This is a genomic window from Nocardia aobensis NBRC 100429 (genome assembly GCF_000308375.1).
Lineage (GTDB): Bacteria > Actinomycetota > Actinomycetes > Mycobacteriales > Mycobacteriaceae > Nocardia > Nocardia aobensis.
Genome location: NZ_BAFQ01000235.1, coordinates 1 through 1,382 on the forward strand (window position 1 = coordinate 1; position 1,382 = coordinate 1,382).

Sequence of the window (1,382 nt, forward strand, 5' to 3'; positions counted from 1 at the left end):
AATCTCAATGACGATGTCAAGCCGCAGCCGGGGTCGCGTTGACGCTCGGGGGCTTGGCCTCGAAGGGCCGGTTGTCGCGCAGCAGGGCCCACAGGACATCGACCAAGCGTCGGGCCAACGCCAGGAGCGCCTGGGCATGGACGAGCCGTTCGGTTCGTTTGCGCTGGTAGAAGGTTCGCGATGGGCCTTCGGCCTTGATGGAGGACAACGCGGCCATGTAAAAGACGCGACGCAGCCTGCGGTTGTAGCGTTTGGGCCGGTGCAGGTTGCCGCTGATCCGGCCGGAATCGCGTGGCACAGGTACGAGCCCGGCGTAGGAGGCCAGCCGGCCAGGAGTGGTGAACTCGGCCATCGCGTCGCCGCCGGTGTTGACGAGGAACTCGGTGCCCAGGTGCGGACCCATGCCGGGCAACGATTCGATGATCGCCGCCTGCGGGTGTTCGCGGAAACGGGCAGTGATCTGCTTGTCGAGATCTTTGATCTCACGGTCGAGGTCGAGCAGCTTGCTCGCCAGCCGTTTGATCAGCGCGGCGGTGGTGGCCTCGCCGGGCACGGCGATGTCCTGAGTCCCGGCTGCGACAACGGCCGCCGCGGCCATCGCATCGATACCCTTGCGCCAGGCCCCGTTCTCAGCGAGATAGGTTGTGACGCCATCAATTTTGGCGTCACGAATTTCCGCTGGAGTGCAGAATCGGGCGACCAGGATCAGCGGCGAGCGCGCCGAGTAGTCGAACGCGGCCTCCAGAGCGGGGAAGATCGAGGCGAGCATGGAGCGCAGCTGGTTGACCCCGCGCACCCAGTCGTTCATCAGGTCTGTGCGGTAGCTCGACAGCTGGGTCAGCTCGGCGACCAGCTCGTCGGGGGCGGTGACCGGCTGCAGGTCGGCGCGCATGCGGGCGGTGTCAGCGATGACGCGGGCGTCCTTGGCGTCGGTTTTGCCCTCGCCGCGGAAGATGCCGGTCATGGTGGCCACCATGCGGCCGGGCACATAGACCACCAGCTCACCGGCGGACAGCAGCACCGTGATCAGCAGCGCGGCCAGCGGGCTGGTCAGATCGACCGCCCACTGCACCTCGATCCCGGTCTTGTGGGCGCGGTCGATCACCGCTTCGATCGCTCGCTGATCGTTGGCAAGTTTGCCCGACCAGCACACCTTGCCGTTCTCGTCGACCACGCACACGTGATGGCCGACCTTGCCGACATCGATTCCGATCCAGATGCGTTGGCGCAGAGCCACTCTCATACTTCCGTTCACGCGGCACAAGCCCGTGGACAGCCCCGCCATCAGGTCCCTAACCAGCGACGAACCGCATCAGATCTCAATCAGAGGCCGGAGCGTCCAGCACGGCGGGGCAGCCATTCCTCCCGAGCCACAACAGAAG

1 protein-coding gene is annotated in these 1,382 nt (G+C 65.8%); it reads right to left on the minus strand.

Annotated features, from left to right (window positions below; all coding sequences use genetic code 11):
• Window positions 1-16: 16 nt before the first annotated feature.
• Window positions 17-1,237 carry an IS110 family RNA-guided transposase gene (locus RJ03_RS27390; RefSeq protein WP_083871372.1) on the minus strand — a complete coding sequence of 407 codons (1,221 nt, stop codon included), beginning with the start codon at window positions 1,235-1,237 and terminating at the stop codon, window positions 17-19.
• Window positions 1,238-1,382: the final 145 nt, after the last annotated feature.